Origin of the sequence: Paraburkholderia sp. EB58, assembly GCF_050436665.1 — a bacterium.
In the GTDB taxonomy this organism is placed as follows: Bacteria; Pseudomonadota; Gammaproteobacteria; order Burkholderiales; family Burkholderiaceae; genus Paraburkholderia.
Window position 1 is genome coordinate 37,316 of sequence record NZ_JBNDMQ010000048.1, and the last position, 24,636, is coordinate 61,951.

24 protein-coding genes are annotated in these 24,636 nt (G+C 61.7%); 14 read left to right on the forward strand and 10 right to left on the reverse strand.

Annotated elements, in window-relative coordinates:
• The first annotated feature begins 87 nt into the window (after positions 1-87).
• The 3 genes from P3T40_RS39875 (at position 88) to P3T40_RS39885 (ending at position 1,845) form a co-directional block, all read left to right on the forward strand.
• Positions 88-708 carry an Abi-alpha family protein gene (locus P3T40_RS39875; RefSeq protein WP_429273180.1) on the forward strand — a complete coding sequence of 207 codons (621 nt, stop codon included), beginning with the start codon at positions 88-90 and terminating at the stop codon, positions 706-708.
• A gap of 165 nt (positions 709-873) precedes the next feature.
• Positions 874-1,335 (forward strand): YybH family protein, encoded by a 462-nt coding sequence (locus P3T40_RS39880; protein WP_429273181.1) that lies wholly within the window; start codon positions 874-876, stop codon positions 1,333-1,335.
• A gap of 207 nt (positions 1,336-1,542) precedes the next feature.
• Positions 1,543-1,845, forward strand: coding sequence for a DUF4148 domain-containing protein (locus P3T40_RS39885; protein WP_429273182.1), 303 nt, complete (start codon positions 1,543-1,545; stop codon positions 1,843-1,845).
• A gap of 41 nt (positions 1,846-1,886) precedes the next feature.
• Here P3T40_RS39885 and P3T40_RS39890 read toward each other — a convergent pair whose 3' ends face one another.
• A complete protein-coding gene (locus P3T40_RS39890; protein WP_429273183.1) occupies positions 1,887-2,750 on the reverse strand; it encodes an alpha/beta hydrolase in 864 nt (287 codons plus the stop codon).
• Between the two features lie 218 nt (positions 2,751-2,968).
• On the opposite strand from P3T40_RS39890, the gene P3T40_RS39895 reads away from it, so the two are divergent.
• Complete coding sequence (locus P3T40_RS39895; RefSeq protein WP_429273184.1) at positions 2,969-3,508, forward strand: YbaK/EbsC family protein; 540 nt, start codon at positions 2,969-2,971, stop codon at positions 3,506-3,508.
• A gap of 21 nt (positions 3,509-3,529) precedes the next feature.
• Here P3T40_RS39895 and P3T40_RS39900 read toward each other — a convergent pair whose 3' ends face one another.
• Complete coding sequence (locus tag P3T40_RS39900; protein ID WP_429273204.1) at positions 3,530-4,351, reverse strand: aldo/keto reductase; 822 nt, start codon at positions 4,349-4,351, stop codon at positions 3,530-3,532.
• 437 nt (positions 4,352-4,788) lie between these two features.
• Here P3T40_RS39900 and P3T40_RS39905 point away from each other — a divergent pair, with 437 nt between their 5' ends.
• Positions 4,789-5,475: a hypothetical protein gene (locus tag P3T40_RS39905; protein ID WP_429273185.1), complete on the forward strand. Its 687-nt coding sequence runs from the start codon at positions 4,789-4,791 to the stop codon at positions 5,473-5,475.
• Between the two features lie 221 nt (positions 5,476-5,696).
• On the opposite strand, the gene pstS is transcribed toward P3T40_RS39905, so the two are convergent.
• The 3 genes from pstS to P3T40_RS39920 form a co-directional block, all read right to left on the reverse strand.
• Positions 5,697-6,788: a phosphate ABC transporter substrate-binding protein PstS gene (gene pstS, locus P3T40_RS39910; RefSeq protein ID WP_429273186.1), complete on the reverse strand. Its 1,092-nt coding sequence runs from the start codon at positions 6,786-6,788 to the stop codon at positions 5,697-5,699.
• A 69-nt stretch (positions 6,789-6,857) separates the two neighbouring features.
• The gene (locus P3T40_RS39915; protein ID WP_429273187.1) at positions 6,858-8,345 is read right to left on the reverse strand and encodes an MFS transporter; all 1,488 of its coding nucleotides are present in this window, start codon (positions 8,343-8,345) and stop codon (positions 6,858-6,860) included.
• A 361-nt stretch (positions 8,346-8,706) separates the two neighbouring features.
• Complete coding sequence (locus P3T40_RS39920; protein WP_429273188.1) at positions 8,707-10,104, reverse strand: MFS transporter; 1,398 nt, start codon at positions 10,102-10,104, stop codon at positions 8,707-8,709.
• 213 nt (positions 10,105-10,317) lie between these two features.
• On the opposite strand from P3T40_RS39920, the gene cls reads away from it, so the two are divergent.
• Complete coding sequence (gene cls, locus P3T40_RS39925) at positions 10,318-11,580, forward strand: cardiolipin synthase (RefSeq protein WP_429273189.1); 1,263 nt, start codon at positions 10,318-10,320, stop codon at positions 11,578-11,580.
• A gap of 85 nt (positions 11,581-11,665) precedes the next feature.
• Here cls and P3T40_RS39930 read toward each other — a convergent pair whose 3' ends face one another.
• A complete protein-coding gene (locus P3T40_RS39930) occupies positions 11,666-13,237 on the reverse strand; it encodes an amidase (RefSeq protein WP_429273190.1) in 1,572 nt (523 codons plus the stop codon).
• A gap of 243 nt (positions 13,238-13,480) precedes the next feature.
• On the opposite strand from P3T40_RS39930, the gene P3T40_RS39935 reads away from it, so the two are divergent.
• From P3T40_RS39935 to P3T40_RS39945, 3 genes are all read left to right on the forward strand, one after another.
• Complete coding sequence (locus P3T40_RS39935) at positions 13,481-14,656, forward strand: glutathionylspermidine synthase family protein (protein WP_429273191.1); 1,176 nt, start codon at positions 13,481-13,483, stop codon at positions 14,654-14,656.
• A gap of 38 nt (positions 14,657-14,694) precedes the next feature.
• Positions 14,695-15,174 (forward strand): hypothetical protein, encoded by a 480-nt coding sequence (locus tag P3T40_RS39940; protein ID WP_429273192.1) that lies wholly within the window; start codon positions 14,695-14,697, stop codon positions 15,172-15,174.
• A gap of 166 nt (positions 15,175-15,340) precedes the next feature.
• A complete protein-coding gene (locus P3T40_RS39945; RefSeq protein ID WP_429273205.1) occupies positions 15,341-15,784 on the forward strand; it encodes a hypothetical protein in 444 nt (147 codons plus the stop codon).
• Positions 15,785-15,790: 6 nt separating this feature from the next.
• Here the strand turns inward: P3T40_RS39945 and P3T40_RS39950 are convergent, their stop codons facing one another.
• A complete protein-coding gene (locus P3T40_RS39950) occupies positions 15,791-16,495 on the reverse strand; it encodes a glutathione S-transferase C-terminal domain-containing protein (RefSeq protein WP_429273193.1) in 705 nt (234 codons plus the stop codon).
• 141 nt (positions 16,496-16,636) lie between these two features.
• Here P3T40_RS39950 and P3T40_RS39955 point away from each other — a divergent pair, with 141 nt between their 5' ends.
• The 3 genes from P3T40_RS39955 to P3T40_RS39965 all read left to right on the forward strand — a co-directional run bounded on the left by P3T40_RS39955 (position 16,637) and on the right by P3T40_RS39965 (position 20,321).
• Entirely contained in the window at positions 16,637-17,581 is a 945-nt protein-coding gene (locus P3T40_RS39955) for a LysR substrate-binding domain-containing protein (RefSeq protein ID WP_429273194.1), read from the forward strand.
• A 151-nt stretch (positions 17,582-17,732) separates the two neighbouring features.
• Entirely contained in the window at positions 17,733-19,040 is a 1,308-nt protein-coding gene (locus P3T40_RS39960; protein ID WP_429273195.1) for an MFS transporter, read from the forward strand.
• Positions 19,041-19,073: 33 nt separating this feature from the next.
• A complete protein-coding gene (locus P3T40_RS39965; protein ID WP_429273196.1) occupies positions 19,074-20,321 on the forward strand; it encodes an amidohydrolase family protein in 1,248 nt (415 codons plus the stop codon).
• On the opposite strand, the gene P3T40_RS39970 is transcribed toward P3T40_RS39965, so the two are convergent.
• Positions 20,294-21,250, reverse strand: a complete 957-nt coding sequence (locus P3T40_RS39970; RefSeq protein WP_429273197.1) for a DMT family transporter — start codon at positions 21,248-21,250, stop codon at positions 20,294-20,296. The genes P3T40_RS39965 and P3T40_RS39970 overlap by 28 nt on opposite strands.
• 151 nt (positions 21,251-21,401) lie before the next feature.
• Here P3T40_RS39970 and P3T40_RS39975 point away from each other — a divergent pair, with 151 nt between their 5' ends.
• Both P3T40_RS39975 and P3T40_RS39980 read left to right on the forward strand, forming a co-directional pair.
• The gene (locus tag P3T40_RS39975) at positions 21,402-22,322 is read left to right on the forward strand and encodes a LysR family transcriptional regulator (protein WP_429273198.1); all 921 of its coding nucleotides are present in this window, start codon (positions 21,402-21,404) and stop codon (positions 22,320-22,322) included.
• 78 nt (positions 22,323-22,400) lie between these two features.
• Positions 22,401-22,808 carry a PPC domain-containing DNA-binding protein gene (locus P3T40_RS39980; RefSeq protein ID WP_429273199.1) on the forward strand — a complete coding sequence of 136 codons (408 nt, stop codon included), beginning with the start codon at positions 22,401-22,403 and terminating at the stop codon, positions 22,806-22,808.
• Positions 22,809-22,851: 43 nt separating this feature from the next.
• Here the strand turns inward: P3T40_RS39980 and P3T40_RS39985 are convergent, their stop codons facing one another.
• Both P3T40_RS39985 and P3T40_RS39990 read right to left on the reverse strand, forming a co-directional pair.
• Positions 22,852-23,715: a helix-turn-helix domain-containing protein gene (locus P3T40_RS39985; protein ID WP_429273200.1), complete on the reverse strand. Its 864-nt coding sequence runs from the start codon at positions 23,713-23,715 to the stop codon at positions 22,852-22,854.
• Positions 23,716-23,822: 107 nt separating this feature from the next.
• On the reverse strand, positions 23,823-24,374 hold the full coding sequence (locus tag P3T40_RS39990) for a carboxymuconolactone decarboxylase family protein (protein WP_429273201.1): 552 nt from the start codon (positions 24,372-24,374) through the stop codon (positions 23,823-23,825).
• Between the last annotated feature and the right edge of the window lie 262 nt (positions 24,375-24,636).

Genomic DNA, 24,636 nt, shown 5'->3' on the forward strand with positions numbered 1-24,636 from the left:
ACTACAGGCCCTTCGAGGCCTGTTTTCGTTTCTACCCTCACCAGTAACACCACGAAGGGCGTTGGCGCGTTCCTCGGGAAGATCTGCATGCCTGCAGCCGAGGAGCTTGGCCTATTGCTTCAGGGCAAGGTCAAAAGCTGGCGGGCGACAAACGCCGTAGCGTTTCTTGAGAAAGCCCGGTCCAGGCTAGAGCACCAGGGTATGGTCGATGAGGTGCATGCTCACCCTCGGCTCGTCGGGAAGATCATCGAGAACAGTTCATGGGTGGACGAGTCGAATCTTCAGGACATGTGGGCCGGGCTCTTCGCGAGTTCATGCACACCGAGCGGCACCGACGAAAGCAGCCTGATCTTCATCAACATTCTGGAGCAACTCACGTCAGGCGAAGCCAAGCTGATCGAGTTTGCATGCAAGGATGTCCAGATTGATGGCGATCCAAGCGGTGGCCTGCTTCTGAACACGGGAACCGTACTCGTGCCTGTCGAGGGACTGCAGAAAGTCACCGGCATCTCCGGCCTCAGCGAAATAGATATTGCCCTTGACCACCTGCGGCAGATGGGCCTGTTCGAACTAGGCAGTGGAATTAATCCCAACAGCACTCCGTTTGTCGCGTCAATTACAGCAACCGCACTGGGGCTTAACTTCTTCGCCCGCACACAGGCCTTCGTCGGCGACCCTTACCACTTCTACCTGAAGAGAGATGTATAGGAACCGTTACGGCAGAACAGGGCCTGCCAGCCTATGTGACCAGCAGCGCTCCCCGTAGGCTGCATGCTCGAGTCGCAGACGAACATCTTGTGGTCAATGATGACGGGAAAACTTACACTCGCAATCTGACCAAAGGAGCTCAAAGTGAACAGAACCACAATCCTTTTGCTCGCCGCACTTTCCATCGGCAACACCCTTGCTTGCGCAGCGACGTCCGGCGCAAGCCAGTCACAGCCTTCGCAACAGGAAGCGCAATCAGCGGCAGCGAAGCTCGGGCAACTGTACGACAGCAACTATGCCCTTAAAAATGCTGATGCGATGGCGCAGTTGTATTCGGAAGACGGCACGCTGGTATCACCGGCCGGAAAGCTCATCAAAGGGCGGGCGGCACTCAAGCAGTACTACGAGAAGCGCTTTGCCTCGGGAGCGAAAGAGCATCACATTCACGTGATCGATGCGAACGTGCAAGGTAATGGCGGATTCAGCATTGCCGAGTTTTCAGTTGAAGTTCCGAAAGGCGATGGGACATACAGGCAGGAGACCGGACATATCATCGCGGTGTACGTAAAGGATAGTGACGGTTGGCATTTCCGGGCAGTGGAGCCGAGCGTAGTCGCTAAGGACTAGGGCGCCTGAAATTCGCCAATCCGCGAGCAGATATTTTCCGGAGACCGACCCCTATCCCCACATGAAAAAACCTTCACCCATTCGAAGTCGTAACGACAACCTTCCTTGCTTATGCTGAAAGCGCAACTTCGGCACCGGCCAGTTTTATAACGCAATACAGGCCGTCTAGCCGAAGGGCGCTATGAGACACACTGGAGGAAGACACTCATGAAAACAGCCTTGAAATACGTATTGCCCGTTGGGCTGATGTTGGCCAGTGCCTGCGCGATGGCCTCTGACCGACTCACTCCGCACCAGTGCAATTCCTATCCATTCAAGCCGACCAATGGCGAGGTAACGCACCGCGACCTGATGCGAGAGTTGACCGAACTCGAGGCGGTCGGCTACCGGCCGGGAGTCGACAATTATTCGCTCGACATTACTGACGCACGCGCACGGCTTATGGCGAAATACGCTACGGACTGCAAACCAGATCAGCATGCGGCGAGCATTCCGCCGTCGAATAGCTGAGTTTTGCAATGTGTGGGTGAGGGCGACGATCGGTACTGCGCTCAAGCCCCCACTTTAGCCATCCACTCAGCAATATCGTCGACCACCGTACCTTCGATGCCGTAATAGCCGTGCGGCGACAGCGACGCGCATTCGTTCGACGAACGCACGTCGCCTCCTTGCACGAATAGTACGGTCGCATGCGTGTTACGCATCGATTGTGCAATGACGTCTGCCATCGACGGCGGGGCCACTTTGCATCGATCGTCCCTATTCGCGACCACGAGTGCGGGTATGTGAACGTCCTCGGGATGGGCATCGAATACCGTCTCGTGCGAGGCGCCCACGATAGACACCGATTCGGTCAGGATCACGCCTGCGATCTCCGTGCCCCTGGCATGCGCGGCTGCGTTCATCGCCGCAATCGACCCCTGGCTCGTGCCCATCACCCAGACGGGCGCATTAGCCTGCTCATGGGCGAAGTCGATCACTTCCCGCGTCACGTCGGCATAGGCGGCGTTGCTGCGCTTGCCGCGCATCGACTGGTGATCAATTGCGTCGACGAGGACGACGCCATAACCCTTGGCAGTCCAGAGCTCGCGGGAGCGGACGACGAAATTGTCTGCGTGTTTGATCTGGCCATCTTTCTCGATACCGAGATCGTCGGCGCCGCCCGAAAACATCACGATGATGCCGCGTACTTCCGAAGGCGGAGCATCGTAAAGCACGCGTTGAAACTCGCCGCCTGCAAGCGGCAGGTCGCGCACGAGCACGCCACCTTGCGACGCGACGCCGATCGTTTCTTCATGCGCGAGTTTGTGGTGACGCGTTTCGAAGTCGGACGCGTACGCAGTGGCGACCGCAAGCGAACAAAGCGCGGCGGCAAGGAGGGACGAACGGAGGCAAGCAGTTGTCTGCAAGAACACGTAAAGCCTCTTGATCAGGTATCTTCAGAAATTCCTTGTCACCCGGTGGATGACCAACGCGAGGATACGAGACACGGCGTCAAATTGAAAACACATATGAATGGCGGCTGTCATATTTTCAGCGTACGTGAGCCTTGCACGCGGTCACACGCACCGCTCACTCTGCACCCGAAAAAATGACCAGCTAGAATAGAGCCACGCCAAACCGACTGTTCACTATGCACTCACACGAATCCCTCCAGAAACTGGACGTCATCGCAGCCGACCAGCTTGCCGATCATATCCCGGCGCATGTCATTGCTCATTTGCCGCCTGGCGAAGTCATCGTATTTGCCGTCAGCGATGACGCGTCGGACACGGCAGCATTCAGCGAGCGCTACGGCTTCGGCCTCGAGGACTGCGCGAACACCATCGTGATCCGCTACAAGAAGGACGGCACCGAGCAATATGCCTCCATCGTGACGCTTGGGTCGCTACGGCTCGATATCAACGGTGCGGTCAAGGCACACCTCGGCGCGCAGCGGCTCTCGTTCGCGAAGCGGGAGGTCGCGGTTGAGCATAGCGGTATGGAGTTCGGCGGTATTACGGCGTTCGGGGTTCCGGACGACTGGCGCATTCTCGTCGACGCGGCCGTGATGGAGCGAGAGCAAGTGGTGATGGGTGCGGGCGTGCGCGCGGCCAAGCTGTTGCTGGCGCCGGCTGTGCTGCGCAGCTTGCGCAACTGCGAGATTGCGCCGCTGACGTTGCCTGCGGAGTAAGCCGCGCCGTCAGCGCTGCGCTTACGCGCTGATCGCGGCAACGATCTGTTTGCGCAGCGCCTCGTCGGGATACTCACCAATGCCGGCGTGCACATTGTCGATCATGTACTCGGGGCGTCCGGTTCCGGGGATAACGCAGGTCACAGCCGGATTCGCCAGCACGAACTTGAGCAACACCTGAGCCCATGAGGTGCAGCCGATTTCCTTGGCCCATCCGGGTAATGGCCGGTCGTGCAACCGTCCGAGCAGGCTGCCGCCGCCGAACGGCTGATTGATCACTACGCCGATACCTCGCTCGGCCGCCAACGGCAGGATGCGCTCCTCGGCCGCCCGATCGTCTGCGGAATAATCGATCTGGACGAAATCGATCTTCTCGCTGCGCATGATACCTTCCACCTCATCGAAGGCGCTGGGCGTGTAATGCGTGATGCCGAGATAGCGGATCCGGCCGCTCGCTTTCCACTCTCGCAGCGTCGCCAGTTGGGTGCGCCAGTCGAGCAGGTTGTGGATCTGCATCAGGTCGATGCGGGGCTGTTGCAGCCGCCGCATCGATTCCTCCATCTGCGCAATGCCGGCCTCGCGGCCTTGCGTCCATACCTTGGTTGCCACAAACGCTTTCTGATGGGCCGCAAGCCGGGTGAGCAGGGTACCGGTCACGGCTTCGGAACTGCCGTACATCGGCGACGAATCGATGACCGAGCCACCGGCGGCGAACAGTACGCGCAGCACGTCGGCGAGCCGCGCTTCGCCGGCCGCATCGTCGTCCACGTCGAAGGTGCGCCAGGTGCCGCAGCCCACTACGGGGAGCGGCTCGCCGGTGCTGGGGATAGGACGTGTGTGCATTTTCGTGGCGGGGGCCGGCTGCGCGTTGAGTAAGGAGCCAAACGGGGAAGCCAGCATACTGCTGGCGGCGAAGCGCAAGAGGGTGCGGCGAATGGTGTTTGGTGCGGTTCGGGTTGGCGTCATGCCTACCTCCTTGCTTCTTGGCATTATCTCCGGCGTGGTCCGCGTAGCTATCTAACTGCCATGCTCGCACGAAACGGCTCAGGTGACGCGCCAGCCATTTTGCTACCCATCCCTGCGCAACCCGAGCGCGCGCCACGAATATGCCTCTACTTCAACCACTTGGCCTGTTTGCCCGCAAGTTATCCACATCCTTACGAACAGAATGTGTGGACAACTTGCGAGTCTGCGTTCGCGAGCCCGCGGTGTGCAGACCCATCGATCAAACAATATAAACCGTATATACTGTTTATATTGTTTATGACATGGAGATGACAATGAACGAACCCAGCATCAAAAAACCCACCAAGAAAGCATTTCACTTTCCGAAGGGCGCGACGGCAACAACCGAGACCTATGACAAAGAGGCGGGTGCACCGGTCGAAGCAACTGTGAAAGCGAAGTCGGCCGCGGTGCCGAAACTGTCGCGCCGCAAGTCCTCCGCGAAAGTAGAAGCCGCACCGAAGACAGAGACCGCACCGAAGGTAGAAGTCGTAGCGAAAGAAAAGGCAGCACCGAAGGCAGAAGCCGCGGCCAAACAAAAGGCAGCGCCGAAGGCGAAAGCCGCACCGAAGCAGAAAGCAGCACCGAAAACCAAGGCAGCGCCGAAAGAGAAAGCGACTGAGGCTAGCGTAGTCGCAGCCGCAACGGAGAAGCCCCAGCGCGCGAAGAAGGAACCCGCAAAGAAGGAAGCCGCGAAAAAGGAAACCCCGAAGAAGGCCAGCACGAAGAAAGAAACCGTGAAGAAAGAAAAAGTCGTCCGCGACAGCTTCACGATGCCCAAATCCGATTACGAAAAAATCGCCGCACTGAAGCAGAAATGCCTCGACGTAGGCGTCTCGGTGAAGAAAAGCGAAGTGCTGCGTGCAGGCCTGCTGCTGCTCGAAGGCGCAACCTCAAAGCGTCTGCTAGCCGCGATTTCGGCAGTGGAAGCCGTCAAGACGGGCCGTCCGTCGAAGTCATAACGTAGGCCGCCAAGCACCATCGCGAAGCGGCGAAGCATGCCGAGTCGGGCGATCACGAGGCAGCTAGCCACCATGCGCATCTCGCGCATGGTCATGGTCTGCACGCCGGCGAGCGCGCCGAACATGCTGCCAGGAAGGCGGCGCATCTGCACAGCGGTCACTGATTGATCCTGAATTGGCCGGAAGGCGCGCTCGAACGAAGAGCACGCCTTCCGGATGTTCTACTTGATCGACTGAATCTGCGCCTGACTGAGTTCCCACGTATGCGGCGGCAGCGGAATGAAGTGCACGGTATCGAGGTACGCTTCGTTGGTCTCGGACGGCACGATCGACCACAGCAGGAAGCGGCGCAGGGCAGCGGCCGTCGTCGGGTCGGGTTGCTTCGTCGACACCACCGCATACTCGTAGTTGACGAGCGGATAGGCCCCTGAGGCAGGGGCATACACCAGGCTCAGCCGTTCGTCCGCCGGCGTGCGCGGACCCAAAGACGCGGCGCCCGCCGTGATCGTGTCCCTGGTGGGCAACACGAATTCCCCAGCGCCGTTCTTAAGCGCTGCTGTGCCAAGCTGCGCGGCGGCCAGCTTGTCGCTGAAGCTGACGCCCACATAGCCAATCGAGTAGGGCGTCGACTGCAACGCCTGCACCATCCCCGCATTGCCCACCGCCGTCGCGCTACCCGGCACGTTCGGCCACGTGATGGTCGTGCCGTAGCCCTTGTCGTTTTCCCAGTCCGGCGTCGCGAACGACAGGAACTGCGTGAACACGAACGTATCGCCGGAGCCTTCGGCGCGGTGGATCGGCACGATCGCATGATGCGGCAACGCGACGCCCGAATTGAGCGCCGCGATCTGCGGCGCATCCCAGTTACGAATTGCACCGGTGTAGATTCCGGCGAGCACCGGTCCGTCCAGCTTGAGATGCGTCGTGTTCAGCCCAGGCAGGTTGTAGTTGATGGTCTGCGCGGCAATCGCCAGCGGAACGTTGATGATCTGCGGATGTTGCCGCATCTCGGCATCGGACATATAGGCATCGGACGCGCCGATCTGCACCTTGCCTGCCAGCACCTGCTGGATGCCGGCCTCCGAGCCGGTTCCGCCCACGCTAATGTGAACGCCCGGATGCGACTTGGTATAGGCATCTACCCAGGTCGTAAAGAGCGGATACAGCAGGGTCGAGCCGGTTTCTGTCAGCGTGAGATCTTGCGCATTGGCCAACGTGCTCGTCATCAGCGCGAGCGCTGCGGCGCATAGCGGCGCAGCGGCGAAACGCCGCCAGCGCAGGCGCAGTGCCGGATTCTTAACGTGGTGAGTCATGCCTCTCTCCGTCGCATTACTGTGAAGTCATCTTTTGTATGAAGCAGCCAGGACGATGCATGGACGCGTTTAATGTCCAATCTCGTCAAGGCTCACGCCATTCGTTTCGATGCGGAAGATCCACGTCACCACGGCGCCGAGGATCGACGTACCCACGAGGATGTAGAGCAGCGGGCCGGTGCCGATGCCTGTCAGCAGAATCGGGAACAGAAACGCCGTCGCCACCGCGCCGATCTTGCCGACTGCGGCTGCAAAACCGGCACCTGTGCCGCGAATCGCGGTCGGAAAGACTTCGCCCGCCAGCAGATAGGTCTGGGCGTTCGGCCCCAGGTTGGTCATGAAGTTGAACAGCATGAAGCCGGCGAAGATGATGACGGTTCGGGCGGAGCCTTCGAAACCATCGGAGAACGAAGCGATCAGCAGGCCTGCCGCACAACCGATAAAGCCAATCACCTGCAGCCAGATGCGCCCCACCTTGTCCGCGAGAATGACCGCGAAGATGATCCCGACGATCAGCAGCATCGTGATCAACGCCGCGCCTTTGGCGGCGAGGATGTCGTTGAGGATCAGGTCGGTGATGCTGCGCACGTGGTCCTGTTTGGCGCCGAACGCGGCGCCGAGGATGGTCGGCGTGAAGATGCCGATCCCGTACGTGCCCAGATCCTGCAGGAACCACGGCACCGAGGCGAGGATCGTCGCGCGCAGATTGCGCTTGGCGAACAGCGCGAAAAAGCTGCCCTGGCCGCCGTGACCGGTGGCGGCATTCTCGAGTTCACGCGAGAGCGCAATGCTGGTCGGATACTGCGGCGTGCGCACGAGCAGGCGTGTCGCAGCCGCTTCCGCACGGTCGACCGCGCCGCGAATATGCAACCAGCTCGGGCTTTCGGTGATGTAGAAGCGGCCAATCGTTACCGCTAGCGCCGGAATGATCGCCGTGCCGTACATCCAGCGCCATGCGTCGAGATTCGGGACCGACGAGAGCACGAGGAAGCCCACGGCAGTGCCGCCCAATGCGCCGAGCGCCTGGAAACCGAACGCGGCGAGCACGAGCTTGCCGCGGCTGGTGCTGGGAATGCTTTCGGAAATGATCATGTGCGCGGTCGGATAGTCGCAGCCGAGCGCGACACCGAGACCGAACAGGCAGATCACGAGCGAGACGAAGTTGGTGCACATCACCAGCAGCACCAGGAACGCGCAAAAGATGACCATCTCGACAATGAACATCCGCTTGCGCCCGAAGTAATCGGACATGCCGCCGAGACCCACCGCGCCGACCAGAATCCCCATCAGGCTGGCCGCGCTGATCAGGCCGTTTTGCGCTGCGCCGATGCCGAATTCGCGCGAGATCAGCGGCAGCGCCACGCCCGTCATGAAGACCACGAAGCCTTCGAAGAATTTGCCGGCCGCGGCAAGGGCCCAGATGCGCCATTGCATGCTGGTCATCGGGACGGAAGGAAGATGCGTGCCGTCGGGCCACATCGGACGCTCGTCGATGTACTGCTGGACGGATTTCACTTTGGCGCGCTGCAACTGGTCGGGATCTGCCGCTTCATGCATACCAATCTCCTTGTGGATGTGTTGCTATTGCGCTCGCGATGGGGTGGGATCTGGCTGATGCGAGAGGGCCGGTTGCGGACGGGCGCTTCGACGAGCGGCGCGAGACCCTCGCGGGGAATTGCGATACCACCGGCCATGTTGCCGCGCGCGGGTGTCGTTCGGATGACAGCCGCACCCAATAGAGCGGCCGCCAGGGGAAACCCGAACTGTGCGGGAGTGCTAAAGGATCAACCGGGGATCATGTCGTCCAACCTGACGGCGTGTAATCTCGTGCTAACGAAATTGCAATGTTTGCCGGTCGCTACCGGGCTTCGAATGCGACGACAAGGAAAGCCCGCGTGGCATTATCAAACCGCTGGCGTTATCCGCGGCTGCCCCGCGAGATCTCTTCACCCGCACGATGCGGCAGGCGCAGCGTCACCGGAATGGAAGCGAACGAGCACAGCCCCACGACGAGGAAGGCAGGCCAGAAATCCATCCACGCAACATGCGTGTGGCCATGCAGCATTTGCGAAATCTGTAACACGATCCCGCCGACCGTCACGCCGAGGCCGAGCGACATCTGCTGCACGACGCTGCCGAGACTCGTCGCCCGGCCGACATCGCGGCTTGCGATCTCCGCATAGGTCAGCGAGTTGAGACTGGTGAACTGCAGCGCCGGAAAGAACCCGCCGAGCAGCACCACGAACCAGATCAGCCAGGTGGGCGTACCGGGAAAGAAAGCGCCGCAAATTGCAATGGCGATGCCGGACAAGGCGGCGTTGACAACCAGCACGTTGCGAAAGCCGAAGCGCCGCAACACCGTTGATGCCATGGTGCGCATGAACATCCCGCCAAAGGCCGACGCACAGGTAATCAGTCCGGACTCGAACGCGCTCTTGCCGAGCCCCTCCTGCAGCAGCAGCGGCAACAGGAACGGCAACGCCCCTAAGCCGATCCGGAACAGCGACCCGCCGGCGACGCTAGCCTGAAATGTGGGAATGCGAAAAAAGCGCAGATCGAGCAACGGCAGCTTGATGCGCAGCGCGTACGGCACGTAGCAGGCGAGCAGAAAAGCGCCGCATAGGCACATGCCAACCGCGTTGCTGTTCGATGTCATCTCTCCGCCAATCAGCGAGAGCCCCAGCAGAAACAGAGTCGCGCCGCCTGCCGAAAGAAAGAAGCCGATCCAGTCGAGCGGCCCCGGATGCGGCTCGCGCGTGTTGACGATATGACGATTGGTCAGATAAATGCCGAGCACGCCGACCGGCACGTTGATGAAGAAGATCAGCCGCCAATGCAGATACGTGGTGATGAAGCCGCCCAGCAACGGACCGGCCGCGGGCCCGAGCATGGCCGGCACGCTCAGGTAGTTCATCGCGCGAATGAATTCGGATTTGGGCACCACGCGGAAAATGATGATCCGCCCAACCGGCACCATCATCGCGCCGCCCACACCCTGTATGAAGCGGGCAATCGTGAAGGTGGCGAGCGAGTTGGACGCCGCGCACAGCAGCGAACCGGCCACGAAAATGCCGATGGCGGTGCGAAACACGGTGCGGGCGCCGAAACGGTCGGCGAGCCAGCCGCACACGGGGATAAATACGCCCAGCCCGAGCACATAGCTTGTGACGGCAATCTTGAGGGTGACCGGATCGCGGCCGAAGTCCCGTGCCATCGATGGCAGAGCGGTCACAATCACATTCGCATCGACACTTTCCATGAACATTGCGCACGCGACGATGAGCGGGGCAAGAAGCGCTTTCTGGACGAGTGTCATGGGTGAAACGGTCTGAGGAAGGCCTGCGAAGTGGCGATTATGGCACTGGAACGCGCGGTTTTGCTCTGAAGTGCTCCCTACATGAGCCGGCTTGGCGGTTTGCGAACGCTTAAGGCAGGGCGGAACGCACAGTCTCGGAGTCCGGCACAAACTGTGCTGCCTGAGGTGTGTTGCCCACGCGGCTCGCTGCGGCGAGCCAAACCGGATTCGCGCATGTTGACGATTCTGCTTACCGCTTTCGCCACGCTCATCGTGGTGCTGGTCATCGCCAATCTGTCGAGCGGCGAGAAAAAGATCGAGCACAACATTGAGCGGCTCTATGCCAGTGACGACCCGCAGTTTTTACGCTCGATGGGCCTGCTGCTTGGGCCGCCTGTCATCGGCGGTAACCGTTTCGAGGTGCTCGCCAACGGCGATGAGATCTTCCCGTCGATGCTCGCCGCAGTCCGCTCGGCGCAGAAATCCATCACGTTCGAAACTTTTATCTACTGGTCAGGTGAGATCGGCGAACAGATGGCGCAAGCGCTCGCCGACAAGGCGCGCGCGGGCGTGGCGGTGCATGTGCTGCTGGACTGGATGGGCTCATCGAAGATGGACCGACGCTATCTGCAGATGCTGCGCGATGGCGGTGCCGAAGTGTTCCGCTATCACAAGCCGCACTGGACCGGGCTCGGCCGCATGAACGACCGCACGCACCGCAAGCTGCTGGTGATCGACGGGCACACGGGTTTTACCGGTGGCGTGGGCATCGCGCAGGAATGGACCGGCCACGCGCAGGATCCACAGCATTGGCGCGATACGCATTTCCGCGTCGCGGGCCCAGTGGTCGGGCATATGCAGGCGGTCTTCATGGACAACTGGGTCAAGGCGAGCGGCAACGTGCTGCACGGGCCGGACTATTTCCCGGAGATTGCGCCGTGCGGCGACGGCGTCGCGCATATGTTCAGCAGCTCGCCGTCCGGCGGAAGCGACGACATGCAGTTGATGTATCTTATGGCGATCACGGCGGCGAGTCATTCAATTCATCTGGCCAGCGCGTACTTCGTGCCGGACAAGCTGACCATCAACGCGATCGTCGAAGCCGCGCGCCGTGGCGTCAAGGTGCAGGTGATCACGCCCGGCAACAAGATCGACACGCATACCGTGCGCGAGGCGTCGCGGGCCTGCTGGGGCGATCTGCTGAAGGCGGGCGTCGAGATGTACGAGTACCAGCCCACCATGTTTCATTGCAAGCTGCTGGTGGTGGACGAATACCTGGTGTCGGTGGGCTCGACCAACTTCGACAGCCGCTCGTTCAAGCTGAACGACGAGGCCAATCTGAACATCTATGACCGCGACTTCGCGAAGCGTCAAACGGCGATTTTCACCGAAGACCTCGCGAAGTCGGAGCGCGTGACGCTCGACGACTGGTTGCGCCGGTCGCCCAAAGAGAAGCTCATCGAGAAGGCCGTCGCGTTGCTCGACGGACAGCTTTGAGAAGCAGGGCCACCGCTTGCGCGAAAGCGAGTGGCCCAGAGGAAACCAGGGCGGGTAGGGCTCCCGCCGGGCCCGTAACAGCGAATCAAACCCGGACCGGCGGAATACTCGACTGCTTGATGAACTGCGGCTCCTCGCGCCACTGGGTGGCCTGCTCGAACGCATAGCCGAGAGCCAGTAGCCGCGCTTCGCTCCAGGCAGGGCCGACGAACGACAAGCCGATCGGCAGACCGCGCACCAATCCGGCCGGCACCGTCAGATGCGGATAACCGGCCACTGCCGCGGGTGTAGAGAAACCGTCGCCGCTGCTATCGCCGTTGATGAAATCGGTGAGCCATGCAGTGCCGCCGGTCGGCGCGACGATCGCATCCAGCCGGTGTTTGCGAATCGCGCGGTCGATGCCTTCCTCGCGCGAGCCCTTCCGGCAGGCGGCCAGCGCCTGCACGTATACCTCGCTGTCCAGACCGCCCAACGCCTGCGCCTGGATCAGCAATTCCTGGCCGAAGTACGGCATCTCGCGGTCACGGTGCGTTTCGTTGAAGGCAATCACATCGGCGAGCGTGCGAATCGGCGCATGCGGCGCAAACGTCGCGAGCCAGAGCGGCAGATCGTGTTTGAACTCATGCAGCAGCACCGCCTGCTCTTCGTTTTCGTAACCGACCTTCGGCAGATCGATCGGATCAACGAGCTCGGCACCCTGCAGCACGAGTTTGGCGAGCGCGTACTCAATGCGCTCGTCGATTTCATCATGGCCGGTGAAGAATTCGCGCGCCACACCGATGCGCGCGCCGCGCAATGCATTCTTGTCCAGCGCCGCGAGATAGTCGTCCGGCGCGGGCGCGCCGAGGGTCGCCGGATCGCGCGGGTCCGGGCCGGCCAGCGCGGCCAGCAGCAGGGCGGCCTCACTGACGCTGCGGGCGATCGGGCCGGGCGTGTCCTGAGTGTGCGAGATCGGGATAATGCCGTCCCGGCTGATGCGCCCGACGGTCGGCTTCAGCCCGACGACACCCATGATCGACGATGGCGACACGATCGATCCATCGGTCTCGGTGCCGATCGCCATGCGCGTGAGATTCGCCGCGACGGCCGCCGCCGAACCCGAGCTGGAGCCGCTGGTAGAGCGGTCCAGCGCATACGGATTGCGTGACAGTCCGCCGCGCCCGCTCCAGCCGCTCGTCGAGCGTGAGGAACGGATGTTGGCCCACTCGCTCAGATTGGTCTTGCCGAGAATCACGCCGCCGGACGCGCGCAGGCGTTCGATCAGATGCGCGTCGCGTGTCGCTTTGACGCCGTCGAGCGCCAGGGAGCCGGCGCTGGTCGCCATGCGGTCGCCGGTTGCGATGTTGTCCTTGACCACAATCGGCATGCCATGCAGTGGTCCGCGCAACGTCCCGGCCGCGCGCTCGGCGTCGAGCGCAGCGGCAATCTGCAGCGCGTCCGGATTGAGTTCGATGATGCTGCGCAACTCGGGACCTTGCCGGTCGAGCGCGGCGATCCGCTCCAGATAGTGACGGCTGGTGCGCACGGCGCTGGCTGGGTCAGGAGCTGCGGCGGTGGCGTCGGCGCGTGCCATGTTCGAAGGCAGGGCCGATGCATTTCTCGTGGAGACTGCGGAGGCAAGCAGACCAAGTGAGGCAAAAAAACTGCGTCGTCTCATAGTGAGGTTCTTGTTGAAATGTGAATGCGGGATCGCCACGCGGTGCGCTTCCAGGCCGTTGGCTTTGCCCGGGCACGGTGGAGACGAATCGCAATCGCGCGAGATTACCTTAACAAAATTAGATGGCGGCGAAAGTCCGCACTGCAGACGAGGCGAAAGGGCAGCACCCGCGACCCGCCGCGTTTCTGAGCTGACGATGCGCTAACATACTGCGGTGCAAACGACAGCAAAATAACAAACGTCATGCAACGAATAAAACAGACGCCGCGCGCGGACTGGCCGCAGCGTCTCGACGACATCGGGTTTCGCTTTCATTCCATTGACAAGGACGGCGTCGCCCAGGCGCCCGACGCGAGCCAGTTTCCGTACTGGCTCGAAGACGCGGCCTACGTCTTTAGCGAGGCCGAAATCGAGGCTCTGTGGGCGGCCACCCGCGAGCTGCACGCACGCTGTCTGGAAGCCGTGGATTACGTGATCCGCGCCAACCTGTTTTCGCGGATGGCGATTCCCACTGCATACGAAGGGCTGATTCGCGCTTCCTGGGAGCGCCGCGATCCGTCTGTCTATGGGCGCTTCGACCTGACGCTCGATCAGAACGGCGTACCGAAGCTCTACGAATACAACGCCGACACGCCGACCTCGCTGATCGAGTCGAGTCTCGCGCAATGGTTCTGGAAAACCGACGTCCAGCCCGCACACGATCAGTTCAATAGCATCCACGAAACGCTAGTCGAACGCTGGGGTGTGCTGCGCAAGCACTACCCGCAGATCCAGACGCTGCACTTCGGCTGTGTCTTCGACAGCCTGGAAGACATCGGCAACGTCGAATACATGATGGAGACGGCGGTGCAGGCCGGCTGGCAAGTCAAGATTCTCGACATGACGCGCATCGGCGTGGATGCGGCGAGCCAGTTCTACGACGAACAGGACGAGCCGATCCAGTTGATGTTCAAGCTGTATCCGTGGGAGTGGATGATTCGGGAGAAGTTCGGCCGGCATCTGGTTTCGAGTCCCACGCGCTGGGTCGAGCCGCCGTGGAAAATGATCCTCTCCAACAAGGCGATTCTGCCGATTCTGTGGCAACTGTTTCCCGATCATCCGAATCTGCTGCCGGCGTCCTTTACGCCGTATCAGTTCGACGGCGTGCCGCATGCGAAAAAGCCGTTTCTGTCGCGCGAAGGCGCGAACGTGACCCTGGTGCAGGCCGATGGACAAGTGATTGCGCACGAAGGCCGCTACGGCGAAGAGGGTTTCATCTATCAGGCTTTTGCGCCGCTGCCGCGATTTGGCGAGCGCTACGCGACGCTGGGCTCATGGGTGGTCGGCGATGAGGCGGTCGGGCTTTGTTTGCGCGAGGAGTTTCACCCGATCACGAAGAACACCAGTTATTTTGTGCCGCATTTCTTCATCAAGAACTGAGCATCAAGAACTGAGCATCAAGAACTGAGTCGAGGGCCATGCATAAAACACAAAAACGACCGACACTGATGTTGATTGGCGCCGCGGGGACGCTGGCCGGGGCTGGCCTGATCGCGGGGTGTCACAACGACACGCCAGTTCAGGTGGAACGCGCCGAGTATGCGTCGCTGACCGATTGCGAACGCGACTGGAATCGTCCCGACGATTGCACGCTGGCTGCCGATGGCGGGCAACCTGCTTCGGGTGCGTCGGGATCGTCGGGTTCAACTGCCGGTGCTCATGGTGGCGGTGGGGCGCACTGGTACGGACCGTACTACACGCAGAGTGGCAAGGTGTATCACGCGAATGGAGACGAGACAGACGAGATTGTGCGCGCGTCCCATTCGACTGAGATCAGCGAGTCGACCCGCTCGGAAGGCTCGCTGACCGGCCATGGCGGCGGCGAAGAAGGCATCTCGCGTGGCGGCTTTGGTGAGTCGGCTCATGCGGGTGGCGGGGAAGGTGGGCACGGCGGGTAGGGTGGAATTGCGCGCGCAAGTCAGTTGTAAAGGCGCGCGTGCGGGAGCGAAGATTGCGTGGCTTGCGGGGCCTGGGCACGGCAATGCGTGTCCGCGCTTTTCACTGGATTCTCACTGGAGGCAATTGATGTCGACAACGATACTCGGCCGTAGTCTGTTGCGTTACATGCTGGCGATCACCTTGACAGGGATGTCCGTGCAGGCATGGAGTGCGGATTCTGCACCGCCCACCGCCGCCACGACCGCCGCCACCGATGTTCCGTCAGCGCCAGGCGCGTCAAGCGCTGCTCCTGTGCCTGCCGGTGACGATACTTTTCTGCTGACCATTTTCCTGCGGCACGACGAATCGAAACCGCTGCCGAAAATCAACGACGAGTTACGTGCTCAGGGCTTCTTCAAAGCCTTTCCGCCGCCAGGCATCGAGGTCGTCTCGTGGTACGTGATGATGGGCATCGGCCAGGTCGTCACCTTGCGTGTGCCGGCGAACCGCCTGCGCGAAGTGAACCGCGCCATCGAAAATACCGCATGGAGCGGATATCGCACAGAGTTTTATCCGACCTACGACTACAAGGCCGCTGCGCAGCAAATGCACGAGACGAACGGGAAGTAGGGGTGATCAGGCAGCGAGAGCCCCATTCACCGCGCTTCGCATCGCCTTGCAATGCCGCACCAGATTCGTCTGTGACTGAACGAATTGCTTGAGCGGCGTATCGATGTCGTAGAAGTAGATGTTGGAGACAAAGCCATACACGCTTGCGTCGGTGCTGGCCGGTTCGGCGCCGAACAGGAAGCCTTCGTCGTCGATCAGATTCGACAACACCTGCAGATCGGCCACACCCCGCGCATAGACGTCTTGTGCCTCAAAACGGCCGATGCCCTGATAGTGATAGCGCTCGAAGTTGTATTTTCGCGCGCCGTCGAGTGCCTCTGCGGTGACGCCCGGATGCGTCGTCAGTATCGCGTCCTTGAAAACGGGCCAAAAGCGCGGATCGGCCCAGCGCGAATACGACATCACCCAGTACAGATCGTCGAGCGTGCGGCGGATGAGCAGATCGAGATCGCGCTGCGGATGCGTGAGCGCGTCGTCGATCGGCGACGCGTATTTCTGTTTCAGATGCGCGATGATCGCATCGCTGTCGCCGATCGTCGTTGCCTCGTCGACGAGATACGGCAACTGTGCGCGCGGCGCCGCTTTCGCATCGAGAATATGGTGGTGTTCGAAAGGCAGCCGGCAGAGCCGCAGAAAGGCGAATACCTTCTGCCCGTAGGGGTTGTTGTCTTCAAGCCCATACAGGCCCGGGTACGAATAGAGCGTGATCATGAAGCACTCCGTGCAATGTGCGGCGGCCATCCGGCGGTGCGCCGGCTAGTCCTTAAGATAGACGCTCATCCGCTCGAGTGCAATTGAGCCGCAAATCCCCGGCGTTATGATGACGCTAATCGAATCCCATGCAAGCTCATCATGCGTATCGCACCGCTCCCGCCGCTCCAATGTCTGATCGCGTTCGAATCGGCCATGCGTCATGCCAGTTTCACCAAGGCCGCCGCCGAACTGCATCTGACGCAAAGCGCCATCAGCCGTCAGATCGCGCAGCTCGAAGATTTTCTCGGGCGTTCGCTGTTCGTGCGGGAGCATCGGTCGCTGCGGCTCACCATTGCCGGTGAAAGCTACGCAAAACACGTGCAGTGGCTGCTCACCAACTGCTCGGAGGCGACGCTCGACGTGATGAAGCGCTATGGCGACCAGGAGTTGACCGTGGCCTGTTCTTCGGGCGTTGCCGTGTTATGGCTGACGCCGCGCCTCGGCGCCTTCCGTGCAGCGTATCCAAACGTCCATGTGCGCATGATCGTGCGCGACGGCCTCGCCTCGCTCTCGCCGGCGGAATTCGACGTCGGCCTGTACTACATCAGACAACGCGCCGAACCGCATTTCACCGCGCGCCGGATCTTCGATGAGGAGGTCTATCCGGTATGTTCACCTGGTTATTTGAGCGGCCGCCAGCTTGAACCCGCCGACCTCGCTCAGGAGACCTTGTTGATGCAGGAGGACGGTCAGCGGCAGTGGATGTCGTGGCCGGAATGGTTCAGACTGAACGATGTGCAGATGCCTGGCTCGCCGAAATCGGTGGTGGTGAATCACTATCCGCAACTGGTGCAGATGGCGATTCTCGGCGAGGGTGTGGTGCTCGGCTGGCGTCACATGATCGACGCATGCCTCGCGGAAGGATTGCTGGTGCGAGCGACGCGCGCATCGGCAAGTCATGGCGGCGGCTACTACGTGGTGTCGCCGAACGACCGCTCGCAGAATCAGGCGGCCCGCGTGTTTACAAACTGGCTATTCGAGCAGGCAGAACAGCAGATGATGCAGCAAACGGCGCAGCCAACCCAGCAACAAGCGGCCCCCTGAATTTCGCATGCGCTACACGCATGCATGCATGCGATTCTTTCGTTTCAGAAAAAAACCAGATCTCTTCTACGATCGGTCTTATGCAGACGGGGCGCCGCTCAATCGTGAACCGGCGCGACGCTGACAGCTCATTCAAATGAGGAAAGAGACCATGCAAGGAACGCTTTCACCGCACGTCGCGCTGCCGCTCGACTCACTTGCCCGGCAGCGGCGCCGCGCGATCCTCGCGACCGTGCTCGGCAACGGTCTCGAGTGGTTCGACTTCACCGTGTATAGCTTCTTTGCGGTCATCATCGCCAAACTGTTCTTTCCCACTGGCAATGAGCTGACTTCGCTGCTGCTGACGGTGGCGACCTTCGGCGTCGGCTTTTTCATGCGTCCGGTGGGCGGCATTGTGCTGGGCATCTATGCCGACAAAGTGGGCCGCAAGGCGGCGTTGTCGCTGACCATCCTGCTGATGGCGGCGGGCACGGCGCTGATCGGCCTCGCGCCCACCTACGGCCAGATCGGCATATGGGCGCCGGTTCTGATTGTGCTGGCGCGCCTGCTGCAAGGTTTCTCGGCCGGCGGCGAAATGGGCAGCGCCACCGCGTTTCTGACCGAATACGCACCGCCGGAAAGACGCGCGTATTACTCGAGCTGGATCCAGTCCAGCATCGGATTCGCCGTCTTGCTCGGCGCGGCCGTCGGCACCTTTGTGACGGCGTGGCTGAGCGCCGATGCGCTGCATTCGTGGGGCTGGCGAATGCCGTTCCTGATCGGCATCCTCATTGGTCCGGTGGGCTACTTCATTCGCAGCCGGATGGACGAAACACCGGCCTTCATGGCGGTAGCCGAGGAAGCGAAGAAGGATTCGCCGCTCGCTGAAGTCCTGCAAAACTTTCCGCGCGAGACCTTCGCCAGCTTTTCGATGGTGATCCTCTGGACCGCATGCACTTACGTGCTGCTGTTCTACATGCCGACCTACTCGGTGCGCACGCTGCATCTCCCGCCGTCGCAGGGCTTCCTCGCGGGGATGCTGGGCGGTATGATGATCATGTGTTTCTCGCCCGTGGTGGGCTGGCTCGCCGATCTCTATGGCCGCCGGCGCTTCCTGACCGGCGCCGCTGCCGCGATCCTGCTGCTCGCATGGCCGATGTTCGTGTATATCAACCGGGCGCCGGGTCTGGCCGCGTTGCTCGTGTTTCAAGGCATCTTCGGACTGCTGATCGCTGCCTATACCGGCCCGATTCTCGCCGCATTTGCCGAACTGTTCCCCACCAAAGTGCTGTCGACGGGTCTGTCGGTTGCCTACAATTTTGCAGTGACGATCTTCGGCGGCTTCGCGCCGTTCTTCATCACGTGGCTGATCGCCTCCACCGGCAGCAACATGGCGCCGGCCATCTACGTGATGATCGCCGCAGCCATCAGTCTCATCGGAACCTTCTACGTGCGCGACCCGCGCCGCCTGCGCGGCTGACGCCGGTTCCCTCATCTAGCCAGGAAGCTATTCATGACCATCACGGTAATCAGCGGCGGCAACGTACTTGACCTGTCACAGGGCGCGTTGCTCGAACATCATCATGTGGTGATCGAAGACGGTCACATCGTCGAAGTCACCGACCGGCCGGTGGATCTGCCGGGGGCGCGTCTCATCGACGCGCGCGGCAAGACGGTGATGCCGGGCCTGATCGACTGTCACGTGCATGTGCTCGCCTCCAACGCGAATCTCGGCACGAGTGCGGCCCAACCCAATATTCTCGCTGTGATCCGTGCGCTGCCGGTTCTCTCGGCAATGCTCGGTCGCGGCTTCACGACCGTGCGCGACGCCGGTGGTGCTGATTGGGGATTGACCCAGGCGCTCGAAGGCGGACTCATCCCAGGGCCGCGGATTTTCCCGTCCGGCAAGGCGCTCTCGCAAACCGGCGGACATGGCGATTTCCGTCCGCGCGGCGACACGCTCGAACCGTGCTCGTGCTGCTTTCGCGCCGGGGCAATTGCGCGGGTGGTTGACGGCGTCGATGCCGTGCGGCTCGCGGTGCGCGAAGAGATCCAGAAGGGCGCGACGCAGATCAAGATCATGGCTTCGGGCGGCGTCGCCTCGCCGACCGATCCGATCGGCAACACACAATATTCAGAAGACGAAATCCGCGCGATTGTCGCCGAGGCCGAGGCGGCGAATACCTACGTGATGGCGCATGCCTACACCGGCCGTGCGATTTCGCGCGCCGTGCGTTGTGGCGCGCGCACGATCGAGCATGGCAATCTCGTGGACGAGGACGCCGCGCGTCTGATGCACGAGCATGGTGCCTTCGTGGTGCCGACGCTGGTGACGTATGACGCACTGGCGAAGCACGGGGCCGACTACGGCATGCCGGCCGATTCGATTGCCAAGGTCGAGACCGTGCGGCAAGCGGGACGCGACTCGCTGCAGATCTATGCGCGCGCTGGCGTGCCGATGGGTTTCGGCTCTGACCTGCTCGGCGAGATGCATACGTTCCAGAGCGACGAACTGCGGATCCGCGCCGAGGTGCTAGGCAATCTGGAGACGTTGCGCTCGGCCACGACGATTGCTGCGCGGATTGTCGACCGGCCCGGCAAGCTGGGTGTGATTGCCGCTGGAGCGATTGCGGATGTGCTTGTGGTGGACGGCGATCCGCTGCGCGATATCAACGTGCTGACCGGGCAGGGTGAGCGCGTCGAGTACGTGTTTCAACGCGGCGAAATAGTCAGTCAGCGAGGACGTGTGGCGTCGAAGTAAGGAGTGCGATTGGTGATGGATGGGCTAACCTCAACCGGCAGCGCCTTGCGCCAGCGCACGGTAGCCAGCAACGACGCCACCACGATCAACCCGCCGCCCACCCACGCCATCGGCGAGATTCTTTCGCCTAGCCATAGACACGCGAACAACGCGCCAAACGCCGGCTCACTGCCCATCAGCAGCGCCACGCGCGTTGGGCTGCTGCGTTTGATCGCATAGTTCTGCGCGAAGAACGCGAACAGCGTGCAGGCGAGCACCAGATAGAACACGCAGCCCCAGAACGTCAGGTGCCCTGCAAAAGACGGTACGCGCTGCCACTGATCGCGCGCAAATACCAGCGCTACCGCCGCACTGCCGAACGCGACTACGCCGGATTGCACGGCGGTCACCGTCAAGGGCGGCAGCGCCGCGTCGCGCATCACGCGCTTCGTCACGCAGACGGTCACCGCACGCAGTACCGCGGCCGCGAGGATCAGCGCATCGCCGGGACTGAGGGTGAAGGCGCCGTCTCCGGCCAGTAACCACGCGCCCAGCAACGACAGCCCAACCGCCATCCATTCGATGCGGCTCGGCCGACGCTTGAGAAGCGACCACTCGACGAGCGGCGTTAGCACCACGCACAGGCTGATCAGAAACGCCGCGTTGGCCGCGCGCGTGAGCAGCAGGCCGAAGGTTTCGCACAGAAAGATGCTGAATAGCAGCACGCCGGCGCCGAGCACGCCGCGCAGCCCACGGGCATCGGCGTGACGCAATGGGCGCAGCGCGGGCGACAGCGCCACGAACGTGATGCCGAAGCGAAGCGCAAGCAGCCCGAGAACCGGGTAAAACTCGAGCGCGCTTTTGGCGACGCCGTAGCTGGTACCCCACACCACGGCGACCGCCAGCAGCATCAGGTCGGAGAGGAATTGCAGGCGTTCTGGTCTGGACATAGCGAACCTCGGGAGACGAGTTCGTATTGTCGAGTGTTGCGTGCGGGGCGATAATCGGGTCACGGTGCACAGCTTTTATGTCGAAAATGCATTAATCCGGACGCTGGCCTTCCGCACGGTCCTTTAAGACGATCCTCTTTCCACGGCCACGATGAACCCCGACGAACTCTTCGCGTTGTTGCCCGATATGGCGGTGTTTGCGCGCGTCGTGGACGCAGGCAATTTCTCGGTGGCGGCGCGCCAGCTGGGCAGCACACCGTCGACGGTCAGCCGGCAGATCAAGCGCCTCGAGGAAGCGCTCGCGACCCGCCTGCTGGAGCGCTCAACGCGCAAGGTGCGGGTCACCGAATCGGGCGCGCAGGTGGCGCGCTACTGCCGGGAGATGGTGGGCGCCGCCGCGGGGGCGGTTGATGCCGCCGGTCAACTGGCTGGCCGGCCCCAAGGCAAGGTGAGCGTGAGCGCGCCGACGCAGTTCGCAAGAACGGTGATTCACCCACTCGTGCCTGATTTTTTGCGCGCCTATCCAGAGGTCGATTTGCAGTTGCTGTATTCGGACCACGACGTCGATCCTCTGGACGACAATCTCGACCTCGTGATCCGCCTGACTGAGCGGCCGCCACCCGGTCTGGCGGGGCGGCGGATCGGTTCGGTACGCTGGGTGCTGTGTGCGTCGCAGGCCTATCTGGACGCGCGTGGCACGCCACGAGAGCCGCGCGAGCTTGCACAGCACGATTGCATTTATCTCGGCGAAACCGCAGACGACAACCGCTGGCGTTTGCGGCGCGGCACGCACACGCAGACCGTCGAAGTTCGCGGGCGCTATATCGCCAATCATGCTGGCGCGCGGCTCGAAGCGGCGCAGCAGGGTTTCGGCATCGCAAACGTGCCGGAGTTTGCGGCGGCAAGCGCGCTTGCGCGTGGCGAAGTGGTGCAGGTATTGCCCGACTGGGCGCTCGAAGGACCGGCGTATGTTGGATCGGTGTGGCTGCTCTATCCGCCGAACCGGTTTTTGCCACTGAAGGTTCGAGCACTGATCGATTATCTGGTCGAGCATCTGTACGCTTCCGACTGACGTACGGGTGGCACAATATGCGCAGCGTCCCGTCTCATTCCGCGTGAAGTATGGACAAGACCAACCTGGAGCCGAGTGATGCAAACCCACCCCGTGCGCCTGTCCCCCGGCGACGATCTGCGCGGCGCACTCGAAGACGCGCTACGTGACCTCAACCTGACGGCGGCCTTCGTGCTGCAAGGCATCGGCAGCCTGAGCATCGCGCAATTGCGATTCGCAGGCGTCGACGAGCCGACCGAATTGCGCGGCGACCTGGAGATTCTCACGCTCGCCGGATCGATCTCGCCCGATGGCGCGCACCTGCACATGTCCGTGTCCGACTCGCGCGGTCAGGTGTTCGGTGGGCACGTGGCGCGCGGCTGCAGCGTGCGCACCACGGCAGAGATATTGCTGGCGCTCTTGCCCGAGCATCGTTTCTCACGCGAGCACGACGCGCGCTCAGGTTTTCCGGAACTGGTGATTCGTGCGGAATCGCGTAAAGCGTGAATGACCGCGCGGTATGGCTGGCGACGTTGTCGGGTACATCGCGCTAGCCGTGTGCGCCGCCATGCGAAGCGATGCCGAGCAGGCGCTCATGCTGCGTCTCAGTCTGGTCGTCCGCCGGGAACAGGCATTCGATGCGTAGTTCCTGCGCGGCAATCGTCTGCGGCGTTCCGACGGTCGTGACCATCGAGAAGTAGTTCAGCACCTGGCCGTCTTTAGTAAAGCTGAGCGGGATGACAGGCAGCGGCGGCGTGGCCGTCACGGCGCCCAGTGCCTTGGGGTTCGTCCACTCGGATCGCACATCGGGGTAGGCGAGCAGCGCGCTTAGGAGTTCTTGCGTTTTCTCGTCGGTCACGCGGCCAACGGATTCGCGGTACACCCGCTGAATCAGACTTTGCGCTACCGCTTCCCAATTGGCGACGAACGGGCGCATGCCTTGTGGATCGAACACCAGGTGCAGCATATTGCGCGGTCCCGTGCGAGCCGCCATGTCGATGAAGCAGTTGAAAAAGCGTGGCGCGGCATCATTGGTCATCAGCACGTTCCAGTAGCGGTCCATCACCAGAGCCGGAAACGGTTCATGCTGGCGCAGAATGCGTTCCATTGCGCGGGTGACGCTCTGCATTTCCTGCGCATTCCACGCGCTTTCCGCGTAAAGGGGGGCGTAGCCTGCCGCGAGGAGCAGGGTGTTGCGTTCGCGCAGCGGCACGTCGAGCGCCTGGGCCAGATCCATCAACATCTGGCGGCTTGGCACGCTGCGTCCGCTTTCAATGAAACTGATGTGCCGTTGCGATACGCCCGCATCGAGTGAGAGGTCGATCTGGCTCCTGCCGCGCGTGTCGCGCCAGTGGCGCAGCAGCACGCCCAGCTCGGTGGCCGGCAGCTTTGAATTGAGGTTCGGTGAATTCATCGCGCGCTATCTTCGCAAGAGGGTTCGGCTCATGTGCCATACATCTTCATTCTGACAGAAGGGCGCGCAGGGCCCGCGTGAAGCGAGTCCTGCGCGCGCGTTCTGCTTTAGGCGGCGGACCAGGCTTGGGCCTTGAAGCGGTCCTCGACCGGCGTACCCGCCATGTTAGTCGTGGTGGCGGCCATCGTGGAAACGCCGATGCTCGTGATCACCTCGAAGATCTGGCTCTGCGAATAGCCCGCAGAAGTGAAGCGTTCGATCTCGGCGTCACTCACATTGCCGCGCTTTTCGATCAGGGCCCGGGTGAGGGCCGAAAGCGCCGCGTACTTCGGGTTGGCAGGCAATCTCCCCTCGCGCATGGCCTTGACGTCGCTTTCCGCCATGCCGTCCTCAAGCGCAAAGGTCGAGTGAGCCGCAACGGTCCACGGACACTTGATCGTGACCGCGTTGGTGAGCAGCAGCGCCTGCTTCTCGCATTCGTCGAGACTGCCGCCGTGGAAACTGCCGAAGCTGGCGGCGAACCCGTTCAGCAGAACTGGGTTGCCGGCCATTGTCGCCATTACGTTGGGCAGGAAGCCGAATTTTTGCGTGAGCGCCTGCAGGGTTGGCTTGGACTGTTCGGGTGCTGATTCGATGGTGTGGACGGTAAAGGTTTGCATTCCTAACTCCTTGCTGAATGGATTGAACATGGCTGCATTCGTATCTCCGTGCCGATGCGTCTTTGCATTGGCGTCGAGAGGAGATGACTGTCATGGTAGCGATCGTACGCAGGAGTTCAATTACATCGCAGGTAATAACGAGGTGACCCGCATTCAGGTCCTAGGCTGAATGGCACTTACTTAAGCCAGCATGGAGGAGAAGACGCGGGTAAGTACTTGAAGAGAAACGGAGGAGGCTGATCCAGGGATTGATAGGATGGTT